The following is a 24,070-nucleotide window of genomic DNA, read 5'->3' on the forward strand; positions in this document are numbered from 1 at the left end:
GGCGATTTCAAAGACGCCTTCGCCGGCAAGCCGGGCTCCTACAGGAGACGGTTATGGCTCCTGGGCTACGCCAGGGTTACCGAACTTGCTCATCACGAAACCGACAAATTCCTCGACGGTCATTTTCTGGCCGTTGAATTCCACCTGGTTATTGGCGTAGTGCAGTTGGCTGACGACGTTGTTGTTATCCAGCTTCGCCAGTTGCGAGCCGACGGCCATGCTGCTGAACATATCGGCGGTGGCAGTGGCCTGATCGGCAATGAGCTTGGCGTCGGTCTGGCCGTCGATTTGCGACTGCACGGTGAGCAGGTCGACCAGCATCGGCTTGGACACTTTCAGATTGACGTCCAGCAGCGCGATCATCTGGCGGACCAACTGGTCGGCCGGCAGGTCGATCGATTGCGGCTTGGTCAGGTCCAGCACCAGATTGGCGCGACTTTCGCCGTTGGCGGTGTTGAACGACAGGTTCTCCAGGGCCACCTGCGGGCCGGCCGCCAGCAATTGTTCCAGGCCGGTTTTAAGCTGCGCTTCTTCCGCTTCGGTCAACTTCAGCTCCGGGACCGGTTGACCGGCTTCGGCAGCCTCGGCGGCGGCCTGCTCATAGGGCTGCAATTTAGTCTGGTAGATCTGCATCAGCGACAACGTCGCCGGGATGTCGAGGTTCTTCAGGCTCATGGCCAGCTGGGCAGAACCCACTGCCTTGCCGTTCAAGGACACTTCGGCAATCTTGTAATCGGCCCGCCCGGAAGCGCTGGTGCCTGATTCCTCGGTGTGGTTTTTCATTTCGAAATTCTTCAGGCCCAGCACCGACTGCTTGGGACCAAAGGTGGTTTTGCTGTTGCTCAGCTCGACGGTGTTATCGCCGGTGTAATAACCGTAGGTGCTTTTTGTCAGGTTGCTGGCCAGGGTAAGACCACTCAACTCGACCTGCACCGGTGCCTGGTCTTCAGAAACGGTGGTCAGCTTCAGGCTGTCCATGTAGCCGTCGGCCTTGACCTTCTGCGCCTGGGCGCTGGCCGCGACGTCAACCTTCAGGCCGGAAAACTTCAGGCTGGACTTGTCATCCAGTGCAGTTTCCAGCGGCAGCAATTCAAGCGTGCCGTTGGTGGAATTGTCGTAGCCAATGTTGACCACGCCCTTGAGCGGCGAAGCGTCCTTGGTGGCGGCGAACCATTTTTCCGTGAGCGGGGTCTTTTCCAGTTCATAGTGACTGGTGGCCATGACCGGCAACCATTTCAGCGATACCAGGCGCGAGAACGGCAGCGGGCCGTGTTCGATGTGGTCGACAAACAGCAATTCGACCGGGGCCTCGCCAAACATTTCGCCTTCACCCTTGAGACGGTAATGCGCCGTGCTGCTGAATACATGGCGCTCCAGGGATACCAGCTCCAGCGAGGCCGTGCCTTTGTACCCGACCATGGAGGCCTGCAACTGCTTGTTGGCATCCGCCAGGGAGGTGTTGAGCACACCTTCGATCCTGGTGCCGGTGAACCAGGCGCCGCCGGCGCTGATTGCACCAATGGCGACAACGATTCCCAGGAGCACGCCTGCTGATTTATTCATGAATGACCCGTTCAATGTCCGTTGTTGAAGGTGTGGTCGTCTTCCCTGAACCCTTGACGGGTGGCGGTCACGACTGCGCTGAAAGTGGGGTGCAGGTTAGCATCAGGCGTGCAGGGCAGCCCAATGGTTATCCGTGAAAAAGTGTCTTGGCGAACACAAGACCGCCTTCGCTGGCAAGCCAGCTCCTACAGGTTTGAGGTGATCCTTGTAGGAGCTGGCTTGCCAGCGAAGGCGTCGGCCCTGCCAACACTGAATCAGGAATACTGCACTTCAATCTCATCAAGCTGATGATCAAAGGTTTTCAGCCGCGCCGTCCACGTGTAGATCAGCACTTCGAAATCCCGGTTGATCACCGCCCCACCCGTCACTTCCCCACGCGGATCGCAGAAATCCAGTTGATAGCGCTCGCGGGCCATGGCGGTGGCGACGTCAGCGAGCTCGCGGGCATTGTTGAGCCAGTGGCGGCCGTCGTCGGCCACTTGCTTGTCCAGCTCCAGGCATTGTTTTTTCAGGGTTTCGAGGCTTTTTTCCAGCGGCGTGCCCGTGAGTTCCCCCATGACTTCCTGGAACGTCCTGCCAGGTTGCCAGTAGCTGCCCCAGAAATACCGGTCGAAGACCGATTCGACACGCCGTAGCGCCACCTTGGTATCCCAGATCATTACCAGGGTCTTGCCTTGTTCAAGCTGTCTTTTCTTGATTCGCTGCCCCTGGACCGAGGCCCAGGCCACCACCGCAATGGACATCACTGCAATCAACAAGGCGGCGCTGTCGAGGAACGTCAACGCCGTGTCGATCTGGTTAGCCAGCATGATGCCGTAGAAATAGGTGGCCGTGAGCAGCACCAACGCCACAACGGCGCACCAGAAGCCAAGAGCATAAGGGTTTTTCATTATTGGTTTCCCCATGACCTGCGCATGCCTTGTGCGAATCGAGGGCGCTTTGCACGAACGCCCTTTCGACACTTCAAAGCATAGCAACGGCCTCAGGGTTTGCCGGAGTTCGACGCTTGCGTTCGTCCGCTTTCCCAACCGCCGCCCAGGGCGAGGAACAAATCGATCTGGCTGACGGCAACCTGAGTGTTGGCAGCGGCCAGTTGCGCGGTGACGTCGATGTAGGTGCGGGTCGCCTGCAGGTCCGCCAGGAACGACGCACGGCCAGCCTGGAAGAAGCGATGGGTCTGGTCCGCAGCCAGCTTCGCCGACTGCTCGGCGTCCGCCAGAGCCTCACGGCGTTGCAGCAAGGCGGAGTACTGGGCCAGGCCGGTCTGGGTTTCACGAATCGCGTTGAGCACCACGCCATCGAAGTGCGCCAGCGTGGCCTGGGTCACGGCTTCAGCCTCACGTATTCTTGCCCGAGCGCCGTTGGTCGGCACATTCCAGGTCAGCGACGGGCCGAAACCCCAGCGGTTGGTGGAGGGCTCACCGAGGTTTTCCAGGAGACCGACCGTGCCGATGGTCGCGCCGATGCGGATGTCCGGGTACAGCTCACCGGTGGCGATGCCGATACCGGCGGTCGCGGCCGCCAGTCGACGTTCGGCCTGGCGGATGTCGGGACGGCGCTTGAGTAGCGATGCACCATCACCCACCGGTAACAGTTGCGCGATTTTTGGCAGTTCGGCGCAGCTGTCGGTGCCGGCCGGTAGTTGATCCAGCGGTTTGGCCAGCAGCATCGACAGGCGGAACAGCCCCGCCTGCCGAGCCGCTTCATAGCGCGGCATGTCGGCGCGCAAGGATTTGAATTGGGTTTGCGAACGGGTGACCTGGGTTTCGTCACCACGCCCGGCATCGCGCAATCGCTGGATTAACGTGGTGCTCTGGGCTTGCAGGTCGAGGGAATGCTGGGCGATTTCCCGCTCTTCGTTGGCCGCGCACACCTGGGTGTAGGCCCGGACCACATCGGCCACCAAGGTAATGCGCGCCGTATCCGCCGCCGCCTGGGTCGCATCGGCATTGGCCTTGGCCGCTTCGATGCCGCGCTGCAGGGTGCCGAACAGGTCGAACTGGTAGGAGGCGCTGATGCCGATATCGCCGATGTTGGCCACCGGCACCTTTTCCGGCAGCAAGAACGCTTCACCGGATTCCTGCAAGCGCTGGACGCCCATCTTTACCCCACCGCTCCAGCCGCCCGCCGCCTCGGCCGCGTCGACCTGAGCGCGCGCCCGCAGCAGGCTGGCGGCCGCTACGCGCAAATCAGTGTTGGAGGCCAAGGCCTGCTGCACCAATTGGTCAAGCCGCGGGTCATGGTACAGGCGCCACCAATCGCCAGGCACCGGCGCCGAGACCACCGGCTTGCCGTTCACCGCCAGTTCGCCCTGCAGGTCTTCACGATGGATGGCGGCTTCGTCCGGCAAGTGATAATCCGGACCGACCACCTGACACGCCGACAGCAGCAAGCCTAATCCGGCGATCGCCAAACCCGAGGCCTTGCTCATTGCGCGGGCTCCCGGTTCTGGTCGTCGATGATCGATACCGTGGCGGTACGCCCGGCGATCATGCGGAAATCCTCAGGGACGTCATCGAACGCAATACGCACCGGAATCCGCTGGGCCAACCGCACCCAACTGAAGGCCGGATTGACGTTGGGCAGCAGGTTGTTGCCGCTGGTGCGGTCGCGGTCTTCGATGCCGGCGACGATGCTTTCCACATGGCCGCGCAGTCGCGCGTTATCGCCGATCACCCGGATGTCCACGCTTTGGCCGATATGGATGCCATTGAGCTTGGTTTCTTCGAAATAGCCGTCGATGTGGAAAGAATTGCTGTCCACGACCGACAACACCGGCCGCCCGGCACTGACGAACTCCTGTGCGCGAGGCGCGCGGTCGTTGACGTAGCCGTCCACGGGACTTTTGATCACCGAGCGGTCGAGGTTCAGTTGCGCGCTGTCGACGGCGACCTGGGCTTCCATCAAAGCCACTTGGGCGCGGGCCACCCGTGACTGGCTTTCTTCCAGTTGCTCGCCCGGAACCAGGTTGCCAAGCCCCTTGTTACGCTTGGCTTCGCGCTGCGCCTGGGCCAGGGTTTCCTCGCGGTCGGCGACCGCCGCTTTCGCCTGGCGCAGGGCCAGTTTGAAGCGGTCCTGGTCGATGCTGAACAGCACTTGGCCGCGTTTGACCAACTGGTTGTCGCGCACTTGCACTTGCTGGATCAGCCCGGACACGTCCGGCGCGATCTGCACGATGTCGGCACGGATGTGCCCGTCACGGGTCCAGGGCGCGAACATGTAGTACATCACCATGCGCCAGACCACGACCACGGCAAAGGTGACGATCAGCAGGGTCAGGACCACGCGGCCGAGGGTTAAAAACGGTTTTTTCATGTCATCAGGTATCGGCTGAGTGAGTCCACGGCGCCAAGCAGCAGGGCGTAGAGGGCCACGTTGAACAATGCCCGGTGCCAGACCAGACGGTAAAAGTGCAGGCGCGTCAGCACCCCGTGCACCAACAGGTACAACACATAGGTAATGCCCATCAGCACCAGCAGCGTGGGCAGGAACACCCCGCTGATATCCAGATCACCGATCATAAAGGCGCTCCATCGATGCCGTGGGGAAGCGGTTCTTCGGGCTCGGCAGAACCGACGAATTCGACGCCGGGCAACAGCGCCAGGCGCAAGCCGCTCAGGGCGTGCAGCAGGTGCAGGCGGGTTTGCTCATCCGGCGCACCGGCCAATGCCCGGCGGGTGCGGTCGAGGGTCATCAGCAACGGGCTCGGCGCCGGCAGGCGTTCGCCAGCTTTGAGGCAGGCCTTGAAGTATTCGCCGACCTCGGCCACCACCTGATGCAGCAACGCCTGGGGTGCCCCCTGAACCCGCGGCGTGTAGGCCAGCAGGTCCAGCAGGTTCAGCGCCACACGAACTTCGCGCAAGGCGATGCCGGTGTCCTGGCCGGTCACGGCCAGCCGCGGCAAATGCTGCATCAGCCGATCCAGCACCTGCACCCCCAGGCGCCGGTGATCGGCCAGGCTGGCCGGCTCGGTGAGGCTGACAATGTCGCGCCAGGCGAAACGGGTCAGGCGCTTGGCCGCCAGCTCGGCCCCAAACGGTCGGGCGATCAGGGTCCAGACGAAGGCGAACAGCAAGCCGACGGGACCCGCCAGGTTGGAGTTGGCAAAGCTGAGGAAATCCGCGTCGTAGGCGCCCTGGATGCTGATGAACGATGAAGTGTTAACCAGCGTCAGCAGCATGCCCAAATAAAACTGCGGCTTGACCGTCAGGGTGCCGATGCAGATGAACGGCACGGCGAAGGCCAGCACCAGCATCGGAAAGTCATGCAGGTTGGGCAGGACCAGAAACAGATAAAGGCTGGCGAACACCACCGACATCGCCGTCCAGAAAAAGAACCGGAAGATCTGCGGAGCCGGGTCGTCCATCGAAGCGAAGAAGCTGCACGCCACGGCCGCCAGGATCACGGCACTGCCGCCATCGGTCCAGCCCAGCAGGATCCACAGCACCGAGGCGACAATGATCGCGGCGACCGTGGAGGCGGCGGAATAGAGCATCAGGCCACGATCCAGGAAGGGGGTCAGGCGCCCCAGGCGCCAATGCCGATAGACCGCGCGCCAACTGTCCTGGTTTTCGCACTGGATCGCGAGTTGCAGGCTGCGGCAGTCCTGCCACAGATCGACCCACTCGCCGAGGCGATAAATGGCGTTGGAGAACAGCAGTTGCTTGCGATCATCCAGCACGTCGGCACTGGGTTGCAGCGCTTCGAGCTGGTCCTTGAGGGCTTGCCAGCGCTCGATGTCAGCATCTTTGTGCTCGAGCCATTCCGCGGCGGCCGCGAGCAAGGGGGCGAACTTGTCCACCAGCTCGGGGGTACGCCTTTCCAAGGCGTAGAGCGCATCGTCGAGGGCATCGATCACCGGCAACAGGTGAATCATCCGCCCGCGCAACTCCTTGGTGTTGCGCACCGTCTGTGGACGCGCACCTTCGTGGGGCAACTGCCCGATCATCAGTTCCAGGGTGTTGAACGTGGCAACCATCGAGCTGCGCAACGCACTGACTTCCTCGGGCTGAACGTTGCGGCCGAGAAATCGCGCGCTGTAGATCGACGCGTCGGCAAACCATTTGCTCACTGAATCGTTGAACACCGGGGCCAGCCGGCGCGGCCAGAACATGGCGCCAACCACGGCGGCGACAGCGATGCCAAGGAAGATTTCTTCGGTGCGCGCTTCAGCTACATCCCACACGGCCAACGGGTTATTCACCACTGGCAGGGCGATCAACGGCAAGGTGTAGCCGGCCAGCATCAAGGCGTAATTGTTGGCGGTGCGCAAATGCATGGACAGGAACAGCAGGGTCCCGGTCCATAGCGCAATAACCACCACCAGCACATAAGGGCTCTGCACGAACATGGGCACGAACAGGACAGCCGCAGCGGCGCCAAAAAACGTGCCGACCGCACGGTACAGCGCCTTGGAACTGGTCGGCCCGACAAAGGGGCTGGAAACGATGTACACCGTGGCCATCGCCCAATAAGGACGCGGCATTTGCATGAGCAGGGCGATATACAGCGCGATCATCGAGGCTGCGAAGGTGCGTACACCGTAGAACCAGTCCCGCGCCGGGGGGAAGCCGGAAAAAAAGCCGTTCAAGGATGAGCTACCGGCAAATGACTGGCAGACTCAAAGGCCTGCAACACGCGCAGCGTCGCTTCAAGATCGCCCTGGTCGATTCCTTCGAGTACTTCATGACGCAAACGAACCAACTCGACTTCAACGGCCTGCACCAGGGTACGGCCGGTGTCTGTAAGGCTCAGGCATTTGGCGCGACGGTCCTGGGCGTCTTCGGTGCGGCAGACGTAGCCGCCCTGGCACAACTGATCGAGCAAGCGCACCAGGGACGGGCTTTCCATCCCCGCCGCCTGCGCCACCGTCACCTGCCGCACACCTTCCCCCAGCCGTCCGATCATCAGCAGCGGGACGGCACAGGCTTCAGAAATTCCATAGTTGGCCAGCGTCGTCTGGCAGATTTTGCGCCAATGCCGCGCCGCCACCACCATGGTGCTGCTGATGTTCATCTGGAGAGCGTCGAGGGAATTCGGCACGAGGGTCAATACACACTGTTAGTTTGCTAACTATCAATATGCCATTGGAGGGGATTTTCAGTCAAGTTTTGAAACAAATTGGTTTACACCCCCCGCCCCTTCCTCAACATCACATCCAACTGATCCACCACCTCTGCCCAATCGGCGTCATCCAGAATTTCAGTGCGCAACAGATCCGCCTGGCTCGGGCTCCAGAAAAATGCGTCCGCCAGATGCAAGTCCGGTTTGAGCGGTGAGTGGGTGGCGATGAATTTGTCGATGTTCTCGGCGTCGTCGGGAAGGCCGAGTTGTTTGAACAGGGAGGGAAGGCTGTGGGTTGGGTTTTCCATGTGTGGCTCCTGTGAACCTGATAAAGGGACCGCTGCGCGGTCCATCGCGAGCAAGCTCGCTCCTACAGGGGAACGCGTCACCTTGTAGGAGCGTGGCTTGCCCGCGAAGTCGATGTGACTGACTGCGCAAAATTCAATGACTCAGCTCCCGCACCTCCGCATGCGGCATCATTTTCAAAAATTGTGGCATGTCCATGTGCAACAGGTTGATGTGGTTGCCGGCTTCCAGGTAGATGTCTTTCTGCCGGGTCAGCAGCGGATCGATGACCACGTCAAGGCCATAGGCTTCGCCCAGGGCTGGCACGGCGCCGCGTTCGCAGTCGTCAAACAGGTGCGGCAGATTGCTTTCCCGGGAGACCTGCCATTCACCGGTGCTGCGCACCTTGCTCAAGTCCAGGTGACGGCTGGCGGGCAGCAAGGCCATCAGGTAATGCCCGTGGTGGTCGTCGAGGATCACCGATTTGGCCACCCGTTCCGCCGGAATACCCGCTACCCGCGCAGTTTCGAGGCTGCTGGCCGAGTGTGGATGGGTGACGATGTCATATTCGCATTGAGCCTGATCCAGGCTTCTCTGCACGGTTCTTGCCATACGCATGATGCACCTCGGTGTCCGCAATAACGCCTGGCGGACGATGGTTAACACTTTTATACGTACTGAAAGTCTAGGCCCGCCGGTGCAAACCCGCGGGAAATCCGCCCATCGGACAGGTCGACAACTGAACAAAATTCATACAACCAGCGCCTCAACTAGACTGTATACAGAACCACCTGCGACTCTCCCGGAGGGTCACGTGAACACTCGCTGTTGTGCCGTTGCGCTGCTGTTGGTATTGAGCGGATCCGCCCTCGCCGCGGACTCCGCCGGACTGCCGGTTTCCAACCCCGCGGGGATCTGGTTGATCACCTTCGGTATCGCGTTCCTGATCGCAGAAGCCGCCCTGCCCAACTACGGCGTGATCGGTTTGGGCGGGATCGTGATGTTCGTGATCGGCGCGGTAATCCTGACCAATGCCGAATTGCCCGTGCCGTTGATGATCGGCCTCGGACTCATTAGTGCACTGCTGCTGCTATTCCTGCTGATCCGCGCCCTGAAGACCCGGCCGCGCCACACCGTCAGCGGCGATGCCGGTCTGTTGGGCAGTGTGACTCCGGTGCTGGCGTTGCAGGCCGGCGATGCGTGTCTTGGCTGGGTACATTTGCAGGGCGAACGCTGGCAGGTATCGAGCACCCAGCCATTGCGGATCGGGCAAAAGGTCCGGGTAGTGGCGCGCAAGGGATTGTTGCTGGAAGTGGCCGCGGCTGACGCGGTAACGGTTGGAGATTAGTCATGGGTCTGCAAATCGGTTTTGTCGCGCTGCTGCTACTGCTGATCGCACTGGCGGGGGCGACGTTCCGCATCCTGCGCGAGTACGAGCGCGGGGTGGTGTTCCAGCTCGGACGCTTCTGGCAGGTCAAGGGTCCCGGCCTGATCCTGCTGATTCCGGTGATCCAGCAAATGGTCCGCGTCGACTTGCGCACCATCGTCCTCGACGTCCCGCCGCAGGATGTGATCACCCGCGACAACGTCTCGGTCAAGGTCAACGCCGTACTGTACTTCCGCGTGCTCGATCCGCAGAAGGCGATCATCCAGGTCGAGGATTTTCTCATGGCCACCAGCCAACTGGCGCAAACCACCCTGCGTGCGGTGCTCGGTAAACACGAACTCGATGAACTGCTCGCCGAGCGCGAACGGCTGAACATCGACATCCAGCAAGTCCTCGACGCCCAAACCGACGCCTGGGGCATCAAGGTGGCGAATGTCGAAATCAAGCACGTGGACCTCAACGAATCAATGATCCGCGCCATCGCCAGACAGGCAGAAGCTGAACGCGAACGCCGGGCCAAAGTGATCCACGCGGAAGGCGAACTGCAGGCGTCGGAAAAACTCATGCAGGCCGCCGAAATGCTTGGCCGACAGCCCGGCGCCATGCAGCTGCGTTATATGCAGACACTGAGCTCGATCGCCGGGGACAAGAGTTCGACCATCGTCTTTCCGTTGCCGATCGAATTGCTCAAGGGCATGGCGGATCTATCGGCCAAATCTTGAGTCAGCGTTGCGCCGTCAGCGGGTAAACCGACTCCCACCCGCCACCCAGCGCCTTGTACAACCCGACCGCCGCCAGTGACACGCCGGTGGAGCTCTCCACCCATTGCTCCTGGGTCGCCAGCAAGGCGCCTTGCACGGTGAGTACGTTGACGAAGTCCACCACGCCCTCGACGTATTGCCGTTGCGCGGTTTGCAGGGCGATCCGGTTCTGGCGCACGGCTTCGGCGAGGCTGTCGCGGCGCAGTTGGCTGGCGTTGTAGGCGCTCAGTTGGTCGTCGATTTCATGCCAGGCGCGCAGCACGGTTTGCTGGTAGGCGATGGCCGCTTCCTGTTGCTGGGCCTCGCGCAAATCCAGCACGCCGCGCAGGCGTCCGCCGTCGAACAGCGGCAGGCTGAACTGCGGGCCGATGCCGAAGGTGCGTGAACCCCAGGAACCGAAATCGCTCAGTTGCATGGCTTGCGAACCGACACTGCCTGACAGGGTAATGCGCGGATAGAAATCCCCCTTGGCCACGCCGATGCTGGCGGTCGCGGCATGCAGGCGGGCTTCGGCCTGGCGGATGTCCGGGCGGCGCTCGGCCAGTTGCGACGGCAGGCCGATGGCGACCTGGCGCGGGGTCTGCGGCACCGGCCCGTCGGTGGATAACTCGGCTGCCAGCGCTTGGGGCGGCTCACCCATCAACAGGCTCAGGGCATTGATCAGTTGGGCCTGGCGTTGCTCCAGGGCTGGCAGGCGCGATTCGATGGCCGCGACCTGGGCGGCCGCTTCGGCGACATCAAGGTCGGTTGCGACGCCGTCAGCCAGGCGCAACTGCGACAGTTTCAGGCTATGCCGGGCGACGTCGAGGTTCTGTTCGGTGACGGCGCGGGTGTTCTGCACGCCGCGCAGTTGAATGTAGTCCTGGGCGGTTTCGGCCAGCACCGATAACAGCACGCCGCGACGGTCGTTTTCCGCGACTTCCAGCGTGGCATCGGCGGCTTCGGTTTCGCGGCGCACCCTGCCCCAGAAATCCAGCTCCCAGGAGGCGGAGAACCCGGCATCCCAAAGGTTGAACGCGGAGTTACCGTCATGTCCCGACGGGTCGCTCAGGCCTTCGCCGCTGTTGCGTTTACGGGCATAACTGCCGCCAACGGCGCTGGTAGGATAACGATCGGCCGTCACCACCTGGCGCACCGCACGGCTTTGTTGCAGGCGGCTGCTGGCAAGTTTGAGGTCGAGGTTGTCGGTCAGGGCACGTTGAGTGAGGGCCGAGAGTTTGGGATCGTTGAACACTTGCCACCAGCGTTCGTTCATCGTCTCGGCGCTGGCCTGGCTGGCGGCGGCTTTTGATGGTTTCGACCATTCGATGACTTGCTGAGCCTGAGGTTTGTGAAAGTCCGGGCCGACGGTGCAGGCGGACAGGCTCATCACGAGCAGGGCGCAAAGGGTGAGTCGAGGCTGATGGCCTCTTCGCGAGCAGGCTCGCTCCCACATTGACATGCACTCCCCTGTGGGAGCGAGCCTGCTCGCGATGGCGTCGGCGCGATCAACGAAAATCTTCATCGCTGTGCAACCTCATGCTCACCAACGCTGGTCGTATCGATACTCGCCTCCACCGACATCCCCACCCGCAACCGCGCTGCCAACGCCTGTCCCGGCTCCAACACGATCTTCACCGGAATCCGCTGCACCACCTTGGTGAAGTTGCCCGTCGCGTTATCCGGTTTGACCGAAGCAAAAGTCACCCCGGTAGCCGGTGCGATGCTTTCGACCCGCCCGTTCAACGTTGCGCCGCCAAAGGTGTCGACATGTACCTGCACGTCCTGCCCCGGTTGCACATTCGTCAGTTGGGTTTCCTGGAAATTGGCCACCACATAGGCCTGCGCCAGCGGTACCACCGCGAGCAGTTTGCTGCCCGGCGTGACATAGGCGCCGACCCGCACCGCGCGCTCACCGACCATGCCATCCTGCGGCGCGGTGATCCGTGTGTAAGACAGTTCGTAACTGGCGATCTGCAGCTTGGCCTGCGCCCGTTTCAAACCCCCTTCGGCCCCGTCACGCTGGGCTGCGAGTATGTCCACCTGCTTGCGCTCCGCCGCCAGCACTGCCGTGACATTAGTCAACCGGGCACCGGCCTGGTCGATGCGTGTGCGCGCCTGCTGCGCGTTCTGCACAGTGCCGGCCCCGACACCGGCCAGGTGGTCGTAGCGGTCCAGCTCATGTTGTGCGAAGGCCATTTCCGCCTTGGCCGACACCACCTGTGCCTGCGCCTGGGCGATCACCGAGGCCTGGCGCTCAAGGGTCGCCCGGGCGTTTTCCAGTTGCGCCTGGGCCACCAGCGCTTCGGCAGCGGCGGCTTCGGCGGCGGCGCGCAGGTCGCGGTCATCGATCAGCGCCAGCAACTGCCCGGCCTTGACCTGTTGGTTGTCTTCCACCAGTACTTGCTTGATGAAGCCGGCAACGCGGGGCACCACCAGCGTGTAATCGGCCGAGACATAGGCGTCATTGGTGCTCTGCTGCGTGCGCTGGCCGAACAGGCCGGGCGCCAGCAGATAGATCAGGGCGCCCGTCGCGATCACGATGCAGACGCTAACGGCTACTTTTTGCTTGGATTGAGTCGTCATGAAAACCTTCTGTTTCAGTGATGCGTTCAAGTCGGCGCACGGGGCGGATAGATCCGCGTCGGCAGCCAGAAAATCAGCAGGATCAACGCCACTGCGACGCCAGCCATGCACAGGTAAAGATCCGCTGCCGCCAGCACCACGGCCTGCTCATGCAAGCGGTGGGCAAGGCCCGGGGTGTCGCTATCGACCAGCGGAGAATTACCGAGGCGGTCCACCAGCATGCTCGAGTGAAAATGCAGGCGATGCGTGGTCAGGGTTTCCAGCACGCCGGTGGCGATCACCGCCGCCAGGCCTTTCACGGTGTTGAACCAGGAAGACGCGAACGGTCCGTCCATGGGGCTGATGCTGCCGGTCGAGAGCATCAGCAACGGCAAGACCGACATCGGTTGACCGAAGATCTGCAGCAGCTGCAGGGCATAGAATTCGTCGCGAATCCACACCGAGGTCAGCTGCGAACCGCCGATGCAGGACAACACCAGCATGCTCAGGCCGATCCCCAACACCCAGCGGCAATCGACCCAACGCAGGTTGCACAGCGCCGCCACCAACGGCAGCGCGATCAACTGCGGGAGCGCCGCCAGCAGGGTGATGGGCGCGGTCTGCACCGGGCGATAACCCTGGACCTGAGCCAGATAGCTGGACGGAATGATCACTACCGCCAGCAGTACCACCAGCACGCCGGCCAGGGTGATCAGGGCGAACGACAGGTTGCGGATGCCGAGCATCTGCAGCTTGAAAAACGGAATCGGCTGCGACCACTCGTTGAGCAGGAACAGCACCAGCAACAGCATACCGCCCACCAGCAATCCACAAATCAGGCTCGACTCGAACCAGTCCAGCCGATTGCCCTGCAGGATGCCGATCACCAGCATGCAGATCGCCGGAAAACCCAGGAGCAAACCACGCCAGTTGAACTGCTTGAAACGCTCCAGGCGTAGCGGGTCCTGGGGGATGCCGTAGGCCACGGCGACCATGGCAATCAGGCACGGCGCGACGATCTGCCAGAAGGTCCACTGCCAGCCGACATACTCGCTCCAGAGCCCGGCCAGCGGGGTGCCCAACCCCGGTCCGAAGGTGGCGGTGAGGGCATAACCGGCCAGGCCGTACAGTTTCACATTGGCCGGCAGAAAACGCAGGGCGACGGTCATCAGCATCGGCGGCAGCGCACCACCGGCCAGGCCTTGCAACGTGCGCAGGACCAGCAGGCTTTCGTAGTTCGGCGCCAACGGGCACAACACGCCCAGTAGCGTGAAGGCACTGATGGCGCAAAGGGTGAAGCGCCGCAGCGAAAACGTCACCGCGCACCACGGGGCGAAGGCCATGGCGGCGACCGAGGTCGCGGCGTAGCTGGCGACCAGCCAGGTGCCTTCGTCGTAGCCGATGGCCAAGGCACCACGAATATCGGCCAGGGCCACCTTGGTGACCATCTCATTCAGGCCCGACACCAGCACGGCGAGCAATACGCCCACCAGGCCGATGATGATCCGCGAGCCGAAGACCTGTGGCGCGGCGGCTGTCGGGCTGGCCGCGGCGAGAGGGGCCGTGACCGTGAGGGAAGTCATTACTGCGAGCTCCGGGATTTGAACATCGGAGCATTCTAGGGAGCGGGAGCACTGACGAAAATTTACTTATCGTCAGGATATAAGTGCGCCAAACGCAGCATTAAGATCAAACGGGTTGCGCCGCCAGCCACGTCTCGTCACAGCAGGTTTTCAGGGTTTCGCGCAGCCAGCGGTGAGCCGGGTCATTGTCGAAGCGAGGGTGCCAGGCCTGGTTGAGCACGATGGTCGGCAATGGGATTGGCAGGGTAAACGAACGCAACTTCAACCCCAGTCGGCGAACGCTCAATAGCGTCTCTCGGGGCACCGGCAGAATCAGGTCGGAATCGGGCAAGGCGAACATCGCCGCGTGGAAACTCGGGGCGATCACCGCAACCCGGCGCTCCAGACCCAGGGCGTTGAGTGCCGCATCGATCGGCCCACGAGCGATGCCGCGGCGGGACATACTGATGTGGGGAAACCCTGCAAAACGTTCGGCAGTAATTTCCCCATCGAGCAACGGATGGTCCTCGCGAACCAGGCCGACAAACTGAGTCGAAAACAGGTTTTGCACCTTTACTTCCGGCATCAGCGGCCGGTTGTTGCTCACGCTCAGATCGATGCGGCCCTCGCGCAAGGCCTCATCATCGCCATCGCCCTCTGGCGCAAAACGCAGTTCGCAATGCGGCGCCTGCCGCTCCACGGTATCGAACAGCTTGCCGCCGTAGATGCCGATGAAAAAGTCATTGGCGCGGATACTGAAGCGCCGCCGCAAACTGCCCAGATCCACGACCCTGGCCGAGTGGAACAACTGCGCGGCCTGCTCCACCAGGTCGCGCACCTGCTCGCGCAACTCCAGCGCCTTCGGCGTCGGCACCAGCCCCCGGCCAGCACGCACCAGGATCGGATCGCCAATGGCCTCGCGGATACGCGTCAACGTGCGGCTCATGGCCGCCGGGCTGAGGTTCATCCGCCGCGCCGCGCCTACCACGCTGCCCTCGTCGAGGAGGGCGTCGAGGGCGACCAAGAGGTTCATGTCTGGTAGTTGCATGGTAAGCACTCATATCTGATCAGAGCTGAATCAAACGCAATGCTACCAGCGAAGCGGTCTGCAGAGCAGAGACTATCAGTTCTGATAGTTCTCAAATCCAAGTAAGGCGTGTAGAACTAATGACCAACATTCCGCTGCGGAACTTGCTGTATGAATCAATCCAAAAGGGTTCGGCAACGTGTGCTGCTTTTAGCGACTGACAGCAACCATTCGATCATCGGCGAAATCGTCGACGGCAAAACCAGCGCCATCGGGTATTCCGCCTTCGGCGAGCAATCTGCACGGCAGGAAGTTGTGACGTCGTTAGGCTTCAATGGTCAATTGCTTGAAGCTACCATTGGCTGGTATTTGCTGGGAAACGGCTACCGCGCCTACAACCCGCGATTGATGCGGTTTCATAGTCCGGACAGTTGGAGCCCGTTTGGTGATGGCGGCTTGAATTCGTATGCTTATTGCTTAAACGAACCGATCAATAGTGAGGATCCTACCGGGCACTCACCAGCTAAATTCCTATTCCAGCGCGTTCTTGCGCAAAGGGCTCAAAGGGCTAGCGTCATAGTTAAAGGCTCAGATGTCTTACAGCTAACGCGACCCAGTGTGATTGTTAAACATCCAAAACACCCATTGCCAAAGGTCACTCAACTGGCCACTGAACCTAATGTGGCACCACCAAAAATACAAAACCCAGTCGGCGAACTAGCCGCTACATCTGCACCACAATCACCAACCATCAGAAACATTGATGCAACAGCTGCTGTACCCAGAGCCCTACCTTCACAACCCATGATTGGCGCTGCACATTCGCAACCTGGAATGCCTGAGTTGAAGACGACGATAGATCCATATCATCGCCCCCTAAAGCTTGGAAAAAGAAAAATGCCCACACTACCCATCAGCGCAACCGAAGTTGAGATCAAAAAAATGCGGTGGTTGAATCCCAATGTCACCCTTATTCGCATTTCCTGAGGCCATTCTCTACCGCTGCATCCCCCACCGCTTCACCGTCACCCGTTCCAACGAATCAAACACCAGGTTCTCCACCAGCAACCCAATCAGAATCACCACCGCCAACCCGGCAAACACCTTGTCGGTATACAGCTCATTACGATTCTGAAAGATGTACCACCCCAACCCGCCCTTGCCGCTGGTGGCACCAAACACCAATTCGGCGGCAATTAACGTGCGCCAGGCGAAGGCCCAGCCGATTTTCAATCCGGCGAGGATCGATGGCAGCGCCGCCGGGATCAGGATGAACAGGACGAAACGCATGCCCTTGAGGCCGTAGTTGCGTCCGGCCATGCGCAGGGTTTCCGAGACGCCGAGAAAGCCTGCGTACGTATTGAGCGCCAAGGCCCAGAGCACCGAATGCACCAGCACGAAGATCAGGCTGTTCTGCCCCAGGCCGAACCACAACAGCGCCAGTGGCAGCAGGGCAATCGCCGGCAGCGGGTTGAACATCGAGGTCAGGGTGCTGAGCAGGTCGCGACCGAATTGAGTCGATACCGCCAAGGTAGTCAGGGCAAACGCCAGGACGATGCCGATCAGGTAGCCCTTGAGCAGCACCACCAGGGAAATCCACACCTTGCCCAGCAACTCGCCGCTGAGCAAACCGTCGTACAGCGCGCTGGCGGTTTGCGCAAAACTCGGCAACAGCAAGTCGTTGTTCGTATAACGCGCAGTGACCTCCCAGAGTATGGCAAGCAGAATCAGGATCAGGCTTTTGCGCAGCCAGCCCTGTTGCCACAGGCGTTGGCCTAGCGGTAGTTCACGCTCCAGCGGTACGCTGGTCAGCGGCTGCAAAATGATTTCGAATTCTTCACGCGGGGATGATAAATGGCTCATCGGGCCCTCCTCTCAAACGGCTCAATAAGCGATGCGAATGTCGGCGAAATCGAGCTCGCGCTCGGTCTCCGGCGACTGGCCTTCATCAAACAACAACCTGTGAATACGCCGCGCCGATTCCTGAAAAGCCACGCCACCGAGGCTGTGTAGATCGTATTGATGACTGTGGACTTGCGCCCGCACCCGTCCCGGATGTGGCGATAGCAACAGGATGCGATTGCCCACCACCAGCGCCTCTTCGATGGAGTGCGTGACGAACAAGAGCGTGAAGCGCACCTCCTCCCAGAGCAGCAGCAACTCTTCCTGCATCTTGCGTCGGGTCAGGGCGTCGAGGGCGGCGAAGGGTTCGTCCATCAGGAGGATTTTCGGCTGCATCGCCAGCGCCCGGGCAATGGCAACGCGCGCCTTCATGCCGCCCGACAAGGTGTGTGGATAGGCATCGGCAAACGCCGCCAGGCCGACCTTTTCCAGATAGTGCAGCGCCCGCTCCTCGGCCTCTTTACGCTTGAGGGTCTTCGAAGCCAGCAGCGGAAACATCACGTTTTGCTTGACGGTTTTCCACGGCGGCAGTTGATCGAACTCCTGGAACACGACAATGCGGTCCGGTCCCGGTGCATCGACGCGTTGGCCTTGCAGGCGGATCTCACCCTCGACTGGCTGGATAAATCCCGCAGCAGCCTTGAGCAAGGTCGACTTGCCGCAACCGGACGGCCCGAGCAAAACAAAACGATCCGCCGGATCGACCTCAAAACTGACCTGGTGGGTGGCCCGCACCACCCGCTGGGGCGTGCGGTATTCCAGGCTGACGTTATCGACCGACAGCAGCGCCTGGGCTGCGGCGATCGATTTGCTGACCGTGTGGCCTTGCAAGGGGGCGTTCATGTCGATCAGCTCCCTTGCAGCGGTTTGGCGTCCTGGAAGAAGTAGTCCTTCCACGAGTCCGGTTTGTTCTTGATCGCGCCCACACGGTAGAGGAACTCGGCCAGCGGGTAGGTATTTTTCGGCGTGACGCTGAATTCGAACTGCGGGTTGTCGATGATTTTCAGCAGCTCGGCGCGGTCGATCTTGGCCTTGGTGACGCGGATGTAAGTGTCCGCCGCCGCGCCCTTATCGTTTTGCGCAAATTGCGCCGCTTCGGTCAGCGCATCGATGAAGGCCTTGTAGGTTTTCGGGTTTTCGTCGCGGAATTTCTCGGTGGCAAACAGCACCGTCGGCGAGTTCGGGCCGAGCAGGTCATAGGTGTTGAGCACCACGTGCACGTTTGGATTGGCCAGCGCCTGATCCTGGAACGGCGGGTTGGAGAAGTGCCCGCTCAACTCGGTGCCGCCGGCGATCAACGCGGCCGTGGCATCCGGGTGCGGTACGGCGATGGTGTATTTGTCGAGGCGATTGAATTCCTTGTCGCCCCACTGCTTGGCGGCCGCGTATTGCAGGAATCGCGACTGCACCGACACACCCACGGCCGGCACCGCAATGCGGTCCTTCTCGGTGAAATCGGCGATGGTCTTGACCTTGGGATTGTTGCTCACCAGGTAGTACGGGAAATTACCCAGGGAGGCCACGGCCTTGACGTTCTGCTTGCCATGGGTGCGGTCCCAGATGGTCAGCAGCGGGCCGACGCCGGCACCGGCAATGTCGATCGAGCCGGAAAGCAGCGCATCGTTGACCGCCGCACCGCCGGAAAGCTGGGTCCAGTCGACCTTGATGTCGATGCCTTCCTGCTTGCCGTACTTCTCGATCAAGTTCTGGTCGCGCACCACGTTGAGCAGCAGGTAAACGATGCCGAACTGTTCGGCGATGCGGATTTCACCTTCGGCCTGGGCCGCGCTCGGAGCGACCAGGCTGCCGGCGATCAGGCTGAAACCCAGGCCGATGGCCGCGGCCAGCGGTGCAAAGGGTAGACGTTTGGACATGGTCAGATCTCCGACAAATCAGAAAGGCGCGTCGCCCTGGATGGTGGTGCGATACAGCTTGCGGCGCAGATGGCTGGGGCATCCGGCGGCGAGGTGGATCAGCGAACGGTTGTCCCAGAACACCAGGTCATGGGGCTGCCACTGATGGCGGTAGATGTTTTGCGGCAACACACTGTGGGCGTAGAGTTCGTCGAGCAACTGCTTGCTCTCGTCTTCCGGCAGGCCAACGATGCGGGTGGTGAAACCCTCGCTGACGAACAACGCCTTGTGCCCGTTTTCCGGGTGGGTGCGCACGACCGGGTGGATAACTTCGGCGACTTGCGCCAATTGCTCCGGGGTCAGGGTCGGGCGCCAGTTGCCTTCGAATTTGGTTTCGCTGTAGCGCGCCGTGTAGGAGTGCGCGGCCGAGCGACCTTCAACGGCTTTGCGCAGCGCCTCGGGCAGGTTGTCCCAGGCTTTGTGCATGTCGGCGAACAGGGTGTCGCCGCCTTCGGATGGCAGTTCCTGGGCATGCAGCATCGAGCCCAGACTTGGCAATTCTTTATAGGAAAGATCGGAATGCCAGAACTTGCCGGCGTCGCCCAGGCCGATGGATTGGCCGTTTTCGATGATGTTGGAAACGATGAGGATTTCCGGGTGCCCGGCCAGCAGGAATTGCTTGAGCACATGAATCTGCAACACGCCAAAACGGCGGCTGAATTCGATTTGCTGCTCGGGGGTAATGCGTTGGTCGCGGAACACCACCACGTGATGATCCAGGTGCGCGCGGTGAATGCGCGCGAAGTCCTGGTCATTGACCGGGCGGGACAAATCGAGACCGATGATTTCGGCACCCACCGCGCCGATGAACGGACGGATTTCGAAAAGTTGTGGCGCGATGCTTGGCGATGCTGAAGCTGCAGACATAAATCACTCCCACGCACGGCACGCTCAAGGGCGCGCGCGTCGATCAGAAACTCACGGAGGTCCCGTGTTGGTTCGTGTCGTGCGGCGCGCCGATTGGTCGGCAGGTACGCAGGGGATTAACTTTATAGATATAAGAAGATTAATTTAAATACCGTTAAAGAATAACGATATGGCTTTTACAGGTGCCCCATTTTGAAGCCAAAGGGAGATTTTCGCTGCGCCACAACCCCTGTAGGAGCTGGCTCGCCAGCGAAGAGGCCATCAGCCTCACCGGTTTATTTGGCCCAGTCGATGACTTCACTGTAAGGCGTCTGCAAATCCCGCTCAGGAATCTCCCAGATCACCAGCTTCGGCGGGGTCTGCTTGAACGCCGGATTATCGAAGTACCCATTGGCGCCACCAGAGAACTCTCCCCCGTCCTTGGCGAAGTTACCAATCGGCGCGCCCAGCGCCTGTTGCAGGAAACCGGCAAAGTTGGAATTGCGCGAGAACGAGGTACCGATCAGCGCCACGTTCGGCAAATTGTCATCGCCGAACAGGTCGTCGAGGTTATCGCCGCCGCTTTGCGCTTCACCAGCCTTCTCGGTGATCTGAGTGGCAGCGACGGTTTCCGGCTGGGGTTGCCAGGTCACCGGCAGCCACTCAAGCCCGGCCAACCGCACCAGGTCGCCAGGACGGCGAGCCGGGTCCTGGACCTTCACCTCGAAATCTTTGTGTGGCGTGGCACTGATGCCCAGGTCTTGTACGTGCCTGGCCACCGCCTTGGCCGCCGCCGCGGAACCGGTTTCGCTCCAGTGGGTATCGGTGCGCAGGTAGGCGTCGGCACCCAGGGGTTGCAAGGTCGGGGCGAGATCGATCGCGGCGACGCCAGCATTGTTCAAGCCATCGACCCAGGCCAAAGCACGCTGCTGCAACTGCACCGGACGGCGCAGGTCGCACAGTTGCGCAATGGCGATGCGGCTCTTGTCCGGCACCACCGCCACCAGCAACTTGATGCCGCGACTGGCCAGGCGTTTCTGGATCTCTCGCACCACACCCGCCTTGGTCTCGGCGTTTGCTTGAGCATGACGATTGATGCGCATCTCGTCGGTCAGGAACAGCCAGCCCAGGCAGCCGGAACGCACACGCGGCCCGGTATCGCCCAGCAACAGCCAACTGGCTCCACGTTCCAGGTCCGCGGCCTGTTCCGGTACGGCAGCCTTCGACAGTTGCTTGGCGACCTTGTGGGTGACCTCGCCGTGCAGTGCATCATCGAGTGTCAGCCTGGGCGGTAGCATCTCGACTTTGCCGCTCGACAGCAACCAGACGCAGGAGACGAAACCCAGCGCCAGAAAAGCCACGAAAAAGATCCCCGACGCCCTGCTGACAGGGGCGGTCACTTCGCTGGATTGGGCCGGGATGTTGGGCAAGGCAGTCATGGGCGCGGTCATCAGAACTGGAAGTACAGGAAGGGGACTGACTCACGGCTCGCGACCAACGCGAACGCGAGCAGGAAGCCCAGCATCGGTGCAAACACCGCATGCCCGACAAAGCGCTGCTCGAAGCGGCTTTGCAACACCGGGGCAACGATGTACAGCACACCGAGCAGTGCCGCGATGCCGTGGACCGGACGCAACGTCACCGCCAGCGCATCGCCCAATGCAAACCCGTGCAGGCCGAACTGTCCGGCATACATCGTCAGTGCCGAATGGAAATCCGGAGCGCGGAACAAAGTCCAGGCCAGGAATACGAACAGCAGCGTCAATGTGTGCGACAGCAGGGGTGGAAGGCTCGGCAGGCTGGAGCGCGACCACAAGCGATCGACGCACAGTGCGATGCCGTGCGCCGAACCCCACAACAGATAGTTCCAGCTGTCACCGCCATGCCACAGGCCGGCGATGGCCATGGTCAGGAACAGGTTGCGATAGGTCTTCCATGCACCCTTACGGTTACCGCCCAGGGCGATGTACAGGTAGTCGCGCAACCAGCTCGACAGCGACAAGTGCCAGCGTCGCCAGAAATCCTGAATGCTGCTGGCCAGGTACGGCCGATTGAAGTTTTCCGGAAAGTGAAAGCCCAGCATCAGGCCCAGGCCGATGGCCATGGCGCTGTAACCGGCGAAGTCGAAAAACAGTTGCAACGAGTAGGCCAGGCAGCCGATCCAGGCGTCGACGAAGGACGGGTTTTCCAAATGGAAAGCAACGTCCACCAGAGGCGACAAGGTGTCCGCCACCAGCACCTTCATGCACATGCCGATCATGAAACGGCGCGCGCCCAGGGAGAAGTTCTGCCAATTGAAATAACGCTGGGTCAGCTCACGCCTAACCCAGTCATAACGGATGATCGGCCCGGCGATCGAGTGGCCGAACATCGAAATGTAGGTCGCGTAATTGATGAAGCTGCGTTCCACCGGCACCGTGTGACGGTGCACGTCCACCAGATAGGAGATCGCCTGCAACACGATGAACGACAGCCCCGCTGGCAACGCCACCCGTTGCCATTCCAGCGGCATGGCGCCGTAATAGGTGATCAGGTCATTCCAGGTCAGGGCCAGGATGTTGGCGTACTTGTACCAGCACAGCACCGCCGTGTTGAACACGATCAGCGCAACCAACAACCTCACTCGCCCCTTCGAACCTTCGCGGGCACGGTCCACCAGCAGGCCGCCGACCCAGGCGACGATGGTCAAGACCACGTGCAGGCTCAGGAACAGCGGGCTCAGCCAGCCATAGAACAGCCAGCTGCCGACCAGCAGGATGACGTTGCGCCAGGCCGGCCTGGCCAGGGCATATACCAGCAGAAAGGCCGGCAGGAACAGCGTCAGGAACTCGAGTGAGGCGAAGACCATGGCAGCGGCAAAATCCGATCAGTGGGACAGGGTGTCCGTGGCGTTCAAAAGACGCGGGCCGTTGGCCGACGGCACCAGCAGCACGCTGTAACGCTCACCCGCCTTCAGTTCGCCCAGGTCCAGCGGTGCACCGACATTGGCGTTCGCACAGACCAGTTGCACCGACAGACTCACCGGGTTGATCGAACGACGCTGCAGGCTGTCGACCGGCACCGCCTTGAACAGGTCGGCGGTACGCCCCGCAGGACGCAGGCTGGCATCGGCACACGCGGCATCGACGTTGAAGAACGCCAGCGAAGCTTTCAGGCCGTTGAAGTCGTCAGGCTGCTCGCGCACGGCGACCTGCTTGATACCGGCGCCGTCGGGCAGCGCGACCACGGTGACGAATTCACCGGGTTCGATTTTCAGGTCCATGGCCAGTTTCTGGGCGCCGCTGACCAGGGTGCCCTTGACCGGGCTGCTCGCCTGTACCGGGAAAAACAGCGACACCGCTTGCGCCGCTTCCAGGCGCATCGGCGGCTGGCCGGCCTGGGCGATTACATCCAACGGCGCGCTGCCGGCGTTGACGAAACGAATGAACGCCGCGTCTTCGCTGGGGCCGGTTGGGTACAGGGCGAACTCTGCCGCCAGGACGTTCGCGCCGCAAACCAGCGCCGCCACGGCGCACACCGCAGACAGGGCACGCATCACTGCTTGGCTCCCTTGTTGCTGACCGCTTCGGCCGGCATTTTTGCCAGCGCGCCACCGATGGCGTTGGCCCAGGACTTGTATCCGGCCACGGTGAAGTGCTGGCCGTCGGTGGTCACCCACTCACCCGGCTTGGAGAACGTCAGCGAATCGATGTAGGTGCAGGGCGCCACGTTGCTCGCCAGAAACGCCGACATCAGTTTGGTACGCGTATCGTTCTTCTTGTACATCCCGCCCTCCTTACCCCACGCCGGGCCGACCCACGCGCATTTGGCGCCGTTGGCGGTGATCTCCTTGGCCAGGGCGGTCACGTTCTGCCAGGCCCAGGCTTTCGGGAATACCGGTTTGTCGTATGAAGCCATGGTGTCGCCGATGACCAGCACGACGAGGTCAGGCTTGTCGGCGGCAATCAGGTCCTTGATCGGCGTGGTGGTGGCTTCGCGACCTTTGATGACGATCTTGCCGTCGCCTTTCTGCTCGGCGCCACAATCGACTTTCTTGGTGATCAGCCAGTCGCCGGCGCTGGCGCCGCACGCGCCAATCGAATGCACGATTGCGCCCTGCTGGGTCAGGTTAGCTTGCAGCGGTTCCATCAGGTGGTCCGCCAGGCTCATGTGGCTTTCCCCGAGAACGAGAAGGGTCATACCGGCAAGAACGGAAGAAGGCATTTAAGTCTCCAGGA

General features: G+C 61.4%; 24 protein-coding genes. 3 read left to right on the forward strand and 21 right to left on the reverse strand.

The window, feature by feature from the left end:
* Positions 1-51 precede the first annotated feature (51 nt).
* From ACYP2Q_RS30335 to ACYP2Q_RS30375, 9 genes are all read right to left on the reverse strand, one after another.
* A complete protein-coding gene (locus ACYP2Q_RS30335) occupies positions 52-1,563 on the reverse strand; it encodes a YdgA family protein (RefSeq protein WP_459733856.1) in 1,512 nt (503 codons plus the stop codon).
* A 254-nt stretch (positions 1,564-1,817) separates the two neighbouring features.
* Complete coding sequence (locus ACYP2Q_RS30340; protein WP_459733857.1) at positions 1,818-2,453, reverse strand: NADH:ubiquinone oxidoreductase subunit N; 636 nt, start codon at positions 2,451-2,453, stop codon at positions 1,818-1,820.
* A gap of 92 nt (positions 2,454-2,545) precedes the next feature.
* Positions 2,546-3,994, reverse strand: coding sequence for an efflux transporter outer membrane subunit (locus ACYP2Q_RS30345; protein WP_459733859.1), 1,449 nt, complete (start codon positions 3,992-3,994; stop codon positions 2,546-2,548).
* On the reverse strand, positions 3,991-4,878 hold the full coding sequence (locus ACYP2Q_RS30350; protein WP_459733861.1) for an efflux RND transporter periplasmic adaptor subunit: 888 nt from the start codon (positions 4,876-4,878) through the stop codon (positions 3,991-3,993). The genes ACYP2Q_RS30345 and ACYP2Q_RS30350 overlap by 4 nt, the downstream gene beginning before the upstream one ends.
* Positions 4,875-5,084 (reverse strand): DUF1656 domain-containing protein, encoded by a 210-nt coding sequence (locus ACYP2Q_RS30355; protein ID WP_008059581.1) that lies wholly within the window; start codon positions 5,082-5,084, stop codon positions 4,875-4,877. The genes ACYP2Q_RS30350 and ACYP2Q_RS30355 overlap by 4 nt, the downstream gene beginning before the upstream one ends.
* Entirely contained in the window at positions 5,081-7,153 is a 2,073-nt protein-coding gene (locus tag ACYP2Q_RS30360; RefSeq protein WP_459733862.1) for an FUSC family protein, read from the reverse strand. The genes ACYP2Q_RS30355 and ACYP2Q_RS30360 overlap by 4 nt, the downstream gene beginning before the upstream one ends.
* Positions 7,150-7,578, reverse strand: coding sequence for a MarR family winged helix-turn-helix transcriptional regulator (locus tag ACYP2Q_RS30365; RefSeq protein ID WP_459733863.1), 429 nt, complete (start codon positions 7,576-7,578; stop codon positions 7,150-7,152). The genes ACYP2Q_RS30360 and ACYP2Q_RS30365 overlap by 4 nt, the downstream gene beginning before the upstream one ends.
* Before the next feature lie 110 nt (positions 7,579-7,688).
* The gene (locus tag ACYP2Q_RS30370; protein ID WP_459733865.1) at positions 7,689-7,934 is read right to left on the reverse strand and encodes a DUF2789 domain-containing protein; all 246 of its coding nucleotides are present in this window, start codon (positions 7,932-7,934) and stop codon (positions 7,689-7,691) included.
* A 133-nt stretch (positions 7,935-8,067) separates the two neighbouring features.
* Entirely contained in the window at positions 8,068-8,529 is a 462-nt protein-coding gene (locus ACYP2Q_RS30375; RefSeq protein ID WP_459733867.1) for an aminoacyl-tRNA deacylase, read from the reverse strand.
* A 196-nt stretch (positions 8,530-8,725) separates the two neighbouring features.
* On the opposite strand from ACYP2Q_RS30375, the gene ACYP2Q_RS30380 reads away from it, so the two are divergent.
* Both ACYP2Q_RS30380 and ACYP2Q_RS30385 read left to right on the forward strand, forming a co-directional pair.
* Positions 8,726-9,259: an NfeD family protein gene (locus ACYP2Q_RS30380; protein ID WP_459733868.1), complete on the forward strand. Its 534-nt coding sequence runs from the start codon at positions 8,726-8,728 to the stop codon at positions 9,257-9,259.
* A 2-nt stretch (positions 9,260-9,261) separates the two neighbouring features.
* Complete coding sequence (locus ACYP2Q_RS30385; protein WP_274075017.1) at positions 9,262-10,020, forward strand: slipin family protein; 759 nt, start codon at positions 9,262-9,264, stop codon at positions 10,018-10,020.
* Between the two features lies 1 nt (position 10,021).
* Here the strand turns inward: ACYP2Q_RS30385 and ACYP2Q_RS30390 are convergent, their stop codons facing one another.
* The 4 genes from ACYP2Q_RS30390 to ACYP2Q_RS30405 form a co-directional block, all read right to left on the reverse strand.
* Positions 10,022-11,563 carry an efflux transporter outer membrane subunit gene (locus ACYP2Q_RS30390; protein WP_459733869.1) on the reverse strand — a complete coding sequence of 514 codons (1,542 nt, stop codon included), beginning with the start codon at positions 11,561-11,563 and terminating at the stop codon, positions 10,022-10,024.
* The gene (locus tag ACYP2Q_RS30395) at positions 11,560-12,624 is read right to left on the reverse strand and encodes an HlyD family secretion protein (RefSeq protein WP_459733870.1); all 1,065 of its coding nucleotides are present in this window, start codon (positions 12,622-12,624) and stop codon (positions 11,560-11,562) included. The genes ACYP2Q_RS30390 and ACYP2Q_RS30395 overlap by 4 nt, the downstream gene beginning before the upstream one ends.
* A gap of 26 nt (positions 12,625-12,650) precedes the next feature.
* Entirely contained in the window at positions 12,651-14,186 is a 1,536-nt protein-coding gene (locus tag ACYP2Q_RS30400) for an MFS transporter (RefSeq protein ID WP_459733872.1), read from the reverse strand.
* Between the two features lie 106 nt (positions 14,187-14,292).
* Complete coding sequence (locus tag ACYP2Q_RS30405; RefSeq protein ID WP_459733873.1) at positions 14,293-15,213, reverse strand: LysR family transcriptional regulator; 921 nt, start codon at positions 15,211-15,213, stop codon at positions 14,293-14,295.
* 150 nt (positions 15,214-15,363) lie between these two features.
* Between ACYP2Q_RS30405 and ACYP2Q_RS30410 the strand changes: the two genes are divergently transcribed.
* Positions 15,364-16,179, forward strand: coding sequence for an RHS repeat-associated core domain-containing protein (locus ACYP2Q_RS30410; protein WP_459733874.1), 816 nt, complete (start codon positions 15,364-15,366; stop codon positions 16,177-16,179).
* Positions 16,180-16,188: 9 nt separating this feature from the next.
* Here the strand turns inward: ACYP2Q_RS30410 and ACYP2Q_RS30415 are convergent, their stop codons facing one another.
* From ACYP2Q_RS30415 to ACYP2Q_RS30450, 8 genes are all read right to left on the reverse strand, one after another.
* Positions 16,189-17,055 carry an ABC transporter permease gene (locus ACYP2Q_RS30415; protein WP_459733875.1) on the reverse strand — a complete coding sequence of 289 codons (867 nt, stop codon included), beginning with the start codon at positions 17,053-17,055 and terminating at the stop codon, positions 16,189-16,191.
* A 21-nt stretch (positions 17,056-17,076) separates the two neighbouring features.
* A complete protein-coding gene (locus ACYP2Q_RS30420; RefSeq protein WP_459733876.1) occupies positions 17,077-17,937 on the reverse strand; it encodes an ABC transporter ATP-binding protein in 861 nt (286 codons plus the stop codon).
* A 5-nt stretch (positions 17,938-17,942) separates the two neighbouring features.
* Positions 17,943-18,968 (reverse strand): ABC transporter substrate-binding protein, encoded by a 1,026-nt coding sequence (locus tag ACYP2Q_RS30425; RefSeq protein WP_459733878.1) that lies wholly within the window; start codon positions 18,966-18,968, stop codon positions 17,943-17,945.
* 18 nt (positions 18,969-18,986) lie between these two features.
* A complete protein-coding gene (locus ACYP2Q_RS30430; protein ID WP_459733879.1) occupies positions 18,987-19,874 on the reverse strand; it encodes a TauD/TfdA dioxygenase family protein in 888 nt (295 codons plus the stop codon).
* Positions 19,875-20,149: 275 nt separating this feature from the next.
* Positions 20,150-21,292 (reverse strand): alginate O-acetyltransferase AlgX-related protein, encoded by a 1,143-nt coding sequence (locus ACYP2Q_RS30435; RefSeq protein ID WP_459733880.1) that lies wholly within the window; start codon positions 21,290-21,292, stop codon positions 20,150-20,152.
* Between the two features lie 11 nt (positions 21,293-21,303).
* The gene (locus ACYP2Q_RS30440; RefSeq protein ID WP_459733881.1) at positions 21,304-22,701 is read right to left on the reverse strand and encodes an MBOAT family O-acyltransferase; all 1,398 of its coding nucleotides are present in this window, start codon (positions 22,699-22,701) and stop codon (positions 21,304-21,306) included.
* A gap of 18 nt (positions 22,702-22,719) precedes the next feature.
* Positions 22,720-23,388: an alginate O-acetyltransferase AlgF gene (locus ACYP2Q_RS30445; RefSeq protein ID WP_459733883.1), complete on the reverse strand. Its 669-nt coding sequence runs from the start codon at positions 23,386-23,388 to the stop codon at positions 22,720-22,722.
* Positions 23,388-24,056, reverse strand: coding sequence for an SGNH/GDSL hydrolase family protein (locus tag ACYP2Q_RS30450; protein ID WP_459733885.1), 669 nt, complete (start codon positions 24,054-24,056; stop codon positions 23,388-23,390). The genes ACYP2Q_RS30445 and ACYP2Q_RS30450 overlap by 1 nt, the downstream gene beginning before the upstream one ends.
* Between the last annotated feature and the right edge of the window lie 14 nt (positions 24,057-24,070).

The organism is Pseudomonas sp. MHK4 (assembly GCF_054600775.1).

What these genes read in the sequence shown, in the direction of transcription:
- ACYP2Q_RS30335 (WP_459733856.1), bottom strand. Translation starts at nt 1,563, where the DNA reads ATGAATAAATCAGCAGGCGTGCTCCTGGGAATCGTTGTCGCCATTGGT.
- ACYP2Q_RS30340 (WP_459733857.1), bottom strand. Translation starts at nt 2,453, where the DNA reads ATGAAAAACCCTTATGCTCTTGGCTTCTGGTGCGCCGTTGTGGCGTTG.
- ACYP2Q_RS30345 (WP_459733859.1), bottom strand. Translation starts at nt 3,994, where the DNA reads ATGAGCAAGGCCTCGGGTTTGGCGATCGCCGGATTAGGCTTGCTGCTG.
- ACYP2Q_RS30350 (WP_459733861.1), bottom strand. Translation starts at nt 4,878, where the DNA reads ATGAAAAAACCGTTTTTAACCCTCGGCCGCGTGGTCCTGACCCTGCTG.
- ACYP2Q_RS30355 (WP_008059581.1), bottom strand. Translation starts at nt 5,084, where the DNA reads ATGATCGGTGATCTGGATATCAGCGGGGTGTTCCTGCCCACGCTGCTG.
- ACYP2Q_RS30365 (WP_459733863.1), bottom strand. Translation starts at nt 7,578, where the DNA reads ATGAACATCAGCAGCACCATGGTGGTGGCGGCGCGGCATTGGCGCAAA.
- ACYP2Q_RS30370 (WP_459733865.1), bottom strand. Translation starts at nt 7,934, where the DNA reads ATGGAAAACCCAACCCACAGCCTTCCCTCCCTGTTCAAACAACTCGGC.
- ACYP2Q_RS30375 (WP_459733867.1), bottom strand. Translation starts at nt 8,529, where the DNA reads ATGCGTATGGCAAGAACCGTGCAGAGAAGCCTGGATCAGGCTCAATGC.
- ACYP2Q_RS30385 (WP_274075017.1), top strand. Translation starts at nt 9,262, where the DNA reads ATGGGTCTGCAAATCGGTTTTGTCGCGCTGCTGCTACTGCTGATCGCA.
- ACYP2Q_RS30390 (WP_459733869.1), bottom strand. Translation starts at nt 11,563, where the DNA reads ATGAAGATTTTCGTTGATCGCGCCGACGCCATCGCGAGCAGGCTCGCT.
- ACYP2Q_RS30395 (WP_459733870.1), bottom strand. Translation starts at nt 12,624, where the DNA reads ATGACGACTCAATCCAAGCAAAAAGTAGCCGTTAGCGTCTGCATCGTG.
- ACYP2Q_RS30400 (WP_459733872.1), bottom strand. Translation starts at nt 14,186, where the DNA reads ATGACTTCCCTCACGGTCACGGCCCCTCTCGCCGCGGCCAGCCCGACA.
- ACYP2Q_RS30405 (WP_459733873.1), bottom strand. Translation starts at nt 15,213, where the DNA reads ATGCAACTACCAGACATGAACCTCTTGGTCGCCCTCGACGCCCTCCTC.
- ACYP2Q_RS30410 (WP_459733874.1), top strand. Translation starts at nt 15,364, where the DNA reads ATGAATCAATCCAAAAGGGTTCGGCAACGTGTGCTGCTTTTAGCGACT.
- ACYP2Q_RS30415 (WP_459733875.1), bottom strand. Translation starts at nt 17,055, where the DNA reads ATGAGCCATTTATCATCCCCGCGTGAAGAATTCGAAATCATTTTGCAG.
- ACYP2Q_RS30420 (WP_459733876.1), bottom strand. Translation starts at nt 17,937, where the DNA reads ATGAACGCCCCCTTGCAAGGCCACACGGTCAGCAAATCGATCGCCGCA.
- ACYP2Q_RS30425 (WP_459733878.1), bottom strand. Translation starts at nt 18,968, where the DNA reads ATGTCCAAACGTCTACCCTTTGCACCGCTGGCCGCGGCCATCGGCCTG.
- ACYP2Q_RS30430 (WP_459733879.1), bottom strand. Translation starts at nt 19,874, where the DNA reads ATGTCTGCAGCTTCAGCATCGCCAAGCATCGCGCCACAACTTTTCGAA.
- ACYP2Q_RS30435 (WP_459733880.1), bottom strand. Translation starts at nt 21,292, where the DNA reads ATGACTGCCTTGCCCAACATCCCGGCCCAATCCAGCGAAGTGACCGCC.
- ACYP2Q_RS30440 (WP_459733881.1), bottom strand. Translation starts at nt 22,701, where the DNA reads ATGGTCTTCGCCTCACTCGAGTTCCTGACGCTGTTCCTGCCGGCCTTT.
- ACYP2Q_RS30445 (WP_459733883.1), bottom strand. Translation starts at nt 23,388, where the DNA reads ATGCGTGCCCTGTCTGCGGTGTGCGCCGTGGCGGCGCTGGTTTGCGGC.
- ACYP2Q_RS30450 (WP_459733885.1), bottom strand. Translation starts at nt 24,056, where the DNA reads ATGCCTTCTTCCGTTCTTGCCGGTATGACCCTTCTCGTTCTCGGGGAA.